The organism is Pigmentiphaga sp. (assembly GCF_019689535.1).
Classification (GTDB): domain Bacteria; phylum Pseudomonadota; class Gammaproteobacteria; order Burkholderiales; family Burkholderiaceae_B; genus Pigmentiphaga.
Map to the genome: position 1 here is coordinate 1 of NZ_JADGHH010000256.1, position 3,982 is coordinate 3,982.

The window sequence follows — 3,982 nt, forward strand, 5'->3', positions numbered from 1 at the left end:
ATAAGCGACCCCGTCGCGCCGAAGGGCTGGGGGTGGGGCTGACGCTGGTCCGCCATCTGGCCGAGCTGCACGGTGGGCGGGTGGCGGCGCAAAGCGCCGGAGAAGGGCAGGGCGCGGTATTTTCGATTTACCTGCCTTTGGCCAAAGAAGGGGCGCAGGCGGTGCCAGCCCCCCCGGAGATGTCCGCCGCTTCCTCGTTGGATGGATTGCGCATCCTGCTGATCGAAGACCACGACGAGGGGCGCACCGCCTTGACGGAATCCCTGCGCTCGGCAGGCGCTGACGTGGTGGCATGCGATTCCGGGGGGCAGGCCCTGCGGTACCTGGGCGAGGCGTCGGGATGCGGGATGCCACACGTGATCGTCAGTGACCTCACGATGCCGGGGATGGACGGCTGCGCTACGCTCTGCCGCATTCGTGAACTTGAACGCGGCGCACCCGATCGGTTTCCCATGCCGACCCCGGCCATTGCGCTTACCTCGGCTACCCAGGCAGAAGACCGCATCCGCGCGCTGGCGAGCGGCTTCCAGGTCTATCTCGCCAAGCCGGTGGAATTCTTTCAATTGGCGGGCCTGATCCAGAGCCTTGCCCGGACCGCCTCTCTCGAACGTCGGTGAGGGCGGTCCGGCGCAAGGCCGTCAGGCGTGCGCCCGCATCCGGTCACGCAGTTCCCTGACCTGGTCGTGGTTTCGCACCACGCCTTCATATTGCAATTGAATGAGGGCGAGCAGCTGCGGCGGTAGGTCTTCCTGGAGAGCCGCTTGATAGCGGCTCTTGGCCACGTCCTCTCCCCGCTCGCATTCTTCCAAGATGGCCAGGTCGGTACGGCCCGCTACCGCAGTCTTCAAGCCTATCCAACCGCGATGTAGCACGCCTGCAGCTGTCCCGCTTTCCTCGGGTTGCTCGCCCAAGCCGGCCACGAGTTCCTGCAGCTGGGCCGCTGCTGTCGAGCAATCGGCGGCTCGGCGCGAGAAGAGGTTCTTCAAGTCGGGATCATGCGCGTCCTGGGCGGCCTGGCGGAAGCCATATTCGCCGTCCTTGCAGGTCTCGATCAGGTCATTCAATACGGTCGCGACATCTCGGGCCATTGTCATCTCCTGGTATAGAACGTCGGATGCCGGGCGCGGTTGCGGCCCGGCATGCCCGGTTCAGCAGGAAACGGGCCCGAGCGTCATTTCTTGGGATGCCTCGGCTTGAGCTCCCAATCTTTGTCGTCTTTGCGCGTCTTGATTTCGCGATCGGCGTCGGCGGCGGCTCCCGGGGCAATCGGATCGCTTGCCGGAAACGTATCTTCCAGGGAGTCGTCGAGCAGTTCTTGGTAAGTCGGCAGGCGTTCGTCGGTTGACTTTGCCTGCTCAGCTTTCTCGTTTTCTTTCGAGGGCTTGCTCGCGGGATGCTTGGTTTCCGCTTTCATGTCGTGCTCCTAGTCGGCCTTGACTCGAGCAAGCCGCAAGAGACGTGCCCGGCAGCGGCAGCAGCCTTCCGGGGGAAGCCTAGGAGGACGGCCCGGCGTCGTCCCGCCCGGCGGGGGCGGCGGGCGCTTTGCCGGCCTCCTCTTTTTCCGGGAGGAAACGCGCCTGCGGGTTCGCCATCTGAATGCCGAGCTGGCGGAAGCGGCGGTAAATCCGTTCGTTGAAACCGCGCTGCACGGCCCAGCGGCCGCGGTCGATGGCGCGGATCTGCCCGGCGAGTGTAATGGACGCACCGTCTACCTGGTCCACGCCCCACAGTTCCAGGCCGCCCAGCATCAGGGGGCCGAGCTGCGGGTCGTTGCGCATTTGTTCGCCCACGTTGCGGATCGCGGCGATGACTTCGTCCAGATTCGAGTCGGCGGTCACGCTCACCCGGATCGAGGCGTTGCCGATCCCACGATGGTTGTTCGTTACCGTGCCCACCGAACTGAAGGGCACGACGTGCAGGGAGCCGTCTCCGGCACGCAGCCTCACCGTCCGTATGGAAAGATTTTCCACCGTGCCGGACACGCCCGCCAGCGTGACAGAGTCGCCGACTTGCATGGCATTCTCCATCAACAGGAAGATGCCCGTGATGAAATCCTGGACCAGCTTTTGCGATCCGAACCCGATCGCCACCCCGATGATGCTCGCGCCGGCCAGCAGCGGCGCGATATTGATGCCGAGTTCATTGAGCGCAGTCAGGAGCACGACGAGCGCGATGGCGATGAAGAGCGTGGTGCGCAGTATGGGCACCAGCGTGCGCAGCCGCGTCGCGCGGACGAGATCCCCGGCCTGCGTCCACCGCGCCATGCGCCGGTTGATGGACAGGTTGACGGCTTCCCACGCGACGAGCGCGAGCACGCAGGCTACGCCGATGGTAGCCGCCGCGGATGCCAGCCGGCGGCCGATGGTGCCGGGGGAAAACCAAGCCATCGCGTTGATGCCCCAGACCTCGAGCAATGCCACGGCGGCAACCAGAGACACCAGGCCCAGAACGGTGCGTTGTGCCAGCTGCCGATAAGGGTGGGGCGCGGGCGTGCCGGCCTCGGCCGGGGCGTTTCCGTCGAAAAGCCGGCCGAGCGTGCCGAGCAGCACCATGGACGTGACGACGGCGGCCAGTAGGACCAGCGCCGTGCGCCAGGCGTAGCTCAGCAATTGGAGGAAGCCGCTGTCTGCGCCCAGCGCCCAGACGATCCAAAGCCCGGCGATGATCGCTACCGCGGCCGGGGCCCAGGCATCGGCTAGCAGCGTTCGCAGGCCGATGTCTCCTTCGCCGCGTATCCATCGCGCGACGGCGTGCCGGCGCTGGAGGACCATCACAATGAGCATGCCGTGCACGAGCAGTCCCACGAGCCGGGATATCGCATTGCGCGCGTCGGTGCCGGCCCCGAGCGCATAGGCGATCTCGCTTGCGGCGACGCCGAACGCCGCCGTGGCCACGATGCGCAGCAGTCGCTTGTCGAGGTAGGCGGCGGCTTCGTCGCCCAAGCGGGAAAGGCGCAGGCCGGCGCCGGCAGGGAAGGTCACCAGCCGCAAGGCAGCCATGGTCAGGCGCGTCGCGACGTAGGCGGTGACCAGCGGCAACAGGTAGGGATAGAAGCTGGCCCGTGGCCCCCCCAGCAGCGCCGTCAGGATGGAGGTGGTTGCCAGGAAGGCAGCGAGCGGCAGCAGCGACAGTATGCCGTGCGCCAGGGCGTAGGGCAGTCGTCGCAGGATGCGCACGTGCTGGTCGTCCGTGTCCAAGGCGCTCCCGGCGCTTTGGCGGCGCGTAGCGAAGTCCAGCACGACGCGGCGCGGATGACGCAGCGAGCGCGAAACCAGGGCGTCGGCACCCAGCGCCAAGCCGAGCGTAAGGGCCAGTGCGCCGATGATCCGGAGCGCCCCGGTGCGCGCCTCGGGCGTACCGAGGTGCTCTTCCCACCACTGGCCTGCCGACCGGAGGGCCAGGACAGTGTCACCGGTCCGCCTCAATTGGTCATAAGCGGAGTGCAGCCATCGCCCGGCTTGCGCAAACGCCTGGGCAATCACGCTGTCTTTCTCGATGGCGATCGGCCGCGGCGGTTCTTCCGCGGCCCCGCCCGGCGCTTCCACTTGATCCGCGGCCTGGGAAATGACGCTCAGCGTGCGTTCGAGTTCGGCACGTTTTGCATCGTCTCGCAGGATCTCGAGCACTTGGCGGGCTTGGATCGGGGGGACGGACTTGACTTCGGCCTCGGCGGCGCGGAGCGCCGGCAGCCACGCGGCGGCGCACAGGAGGACCGCGGCGATCCGGAAAAGAGAGCGTCGTGCGGACATGGGAAGCGAGCGAAGTGAGGGGAACCCGATTCTACCCATGCCTGTTCCTCCCACCGGGGCCGCGTTTCAAGGGGCCGGGACGCTCCATGCATGCTGCGAAAAAAATTGCTATAATTTTGCCTCTCACGTGGGGGCTGTTAGCTCAGTTGGTAGAGCAGCGGACTCTTAATCCGTAGGTCGTAGGTTCGATCCCTACACAGCCCACCAGGAATTCCCAGAGAAGGCCGGCCCGA

At 66.3% G+C, this 3,982-nt stretch carries 4 protein-coding genes and 1 tRNA gene; 2 read left to right on the plus strand and 3 right to left on the minus strand.

Translation table 11 applies throughout. The features are described from left to right. The coding region (locus IRZ12_RS16155; protein ID WP_296470633.1) for a hybrid sensor histidine kinase/response regulator at positions 1-617 on the plus strand (617 nt) is incomplete at its 5' end. Between the two features lie 21 nt (positions 618-638). Here IRZ12_RS16155 and IRZ12_RS16160 read toward each other — a convergent pair. The 3 genes from IRZ12_RS16160 to IRZ12_RS16170 all read right to left on the minus strand — a co-directional run bounded on the left by IRZ12_RS16160 (position 639) and on the right by IRZ12_RS16170 (position 3,749). Next, positions 639-1,088, minus strand: coding sequence for a PA2169 family four-helix-bundle protein (locus tag IRZ12_RS16160; protein WP_296470636.1), 450 nt, complete (start codon positions 1,086-1,088; stop codon positions 639-641). A gap of 83 nt (positions 1,089-1,171) precedes the next feature. Beyond that, positions 1,172-1,414: a hypothetical protein gene (locus IRZ12_RS16165; protein WP_296470639.1), complete on the minus strand. Its 243-nt coding sequence runs from the start codon at positions 1,412-1,414 to the stop codon at positions 1,172-1,174. Positions 1,415-1,493: 79 nt separating this feature from the next. After that, positions 1,494-3,749: a mechanosensitive ion channel domain-containing protein gene (locus tag IRZ12_RS16170; RefSeq protein ID WP_296470642.1), complete on the minus strand. Its 2,256-nt coding sequence runs from the start codon at positions 3,747-3,749 to the stop codon at positions 1,494-1,496. 131 nt (positions 3,750-3,880) lie between these two features. Between IRZ12_RS16170 and IRZ12_RS16175 the strand changes: the two genes are divergently transcribed. Next, a tRNA-Lys gene (locus tag IRZ12_RS16175) sits at positions 3,881-3,956 on the plus strand. The last annotated feature ends 26 nt before the right edge of the window (positions 3,957-3,982 follow it).

Coding starts and splice junctions, on each gene's coding strand:
- IRZ12_RS16160 (WP_296470636.1), bottom strand. CDS start 1,088: ATGGCCCGAGATGTCGCGACCGTATTGAATGACCTGATCGAGACCTGC.
- IRZ12_RS16165 (WP_296470639.1), bottom strand. CDS start 1,414: ATGAAAGCGGAAACCAAGCATCCCGCGAGCAAGCCCTCGAAAGAAAAC.
- IRZ12_RS16170 (WP_296470642.1), bottom strand. CDS start 3,749: ATGTCCGCACGACGCTCTCTTTTCCGGATCGCCGCGGTCCTCCTGTGC.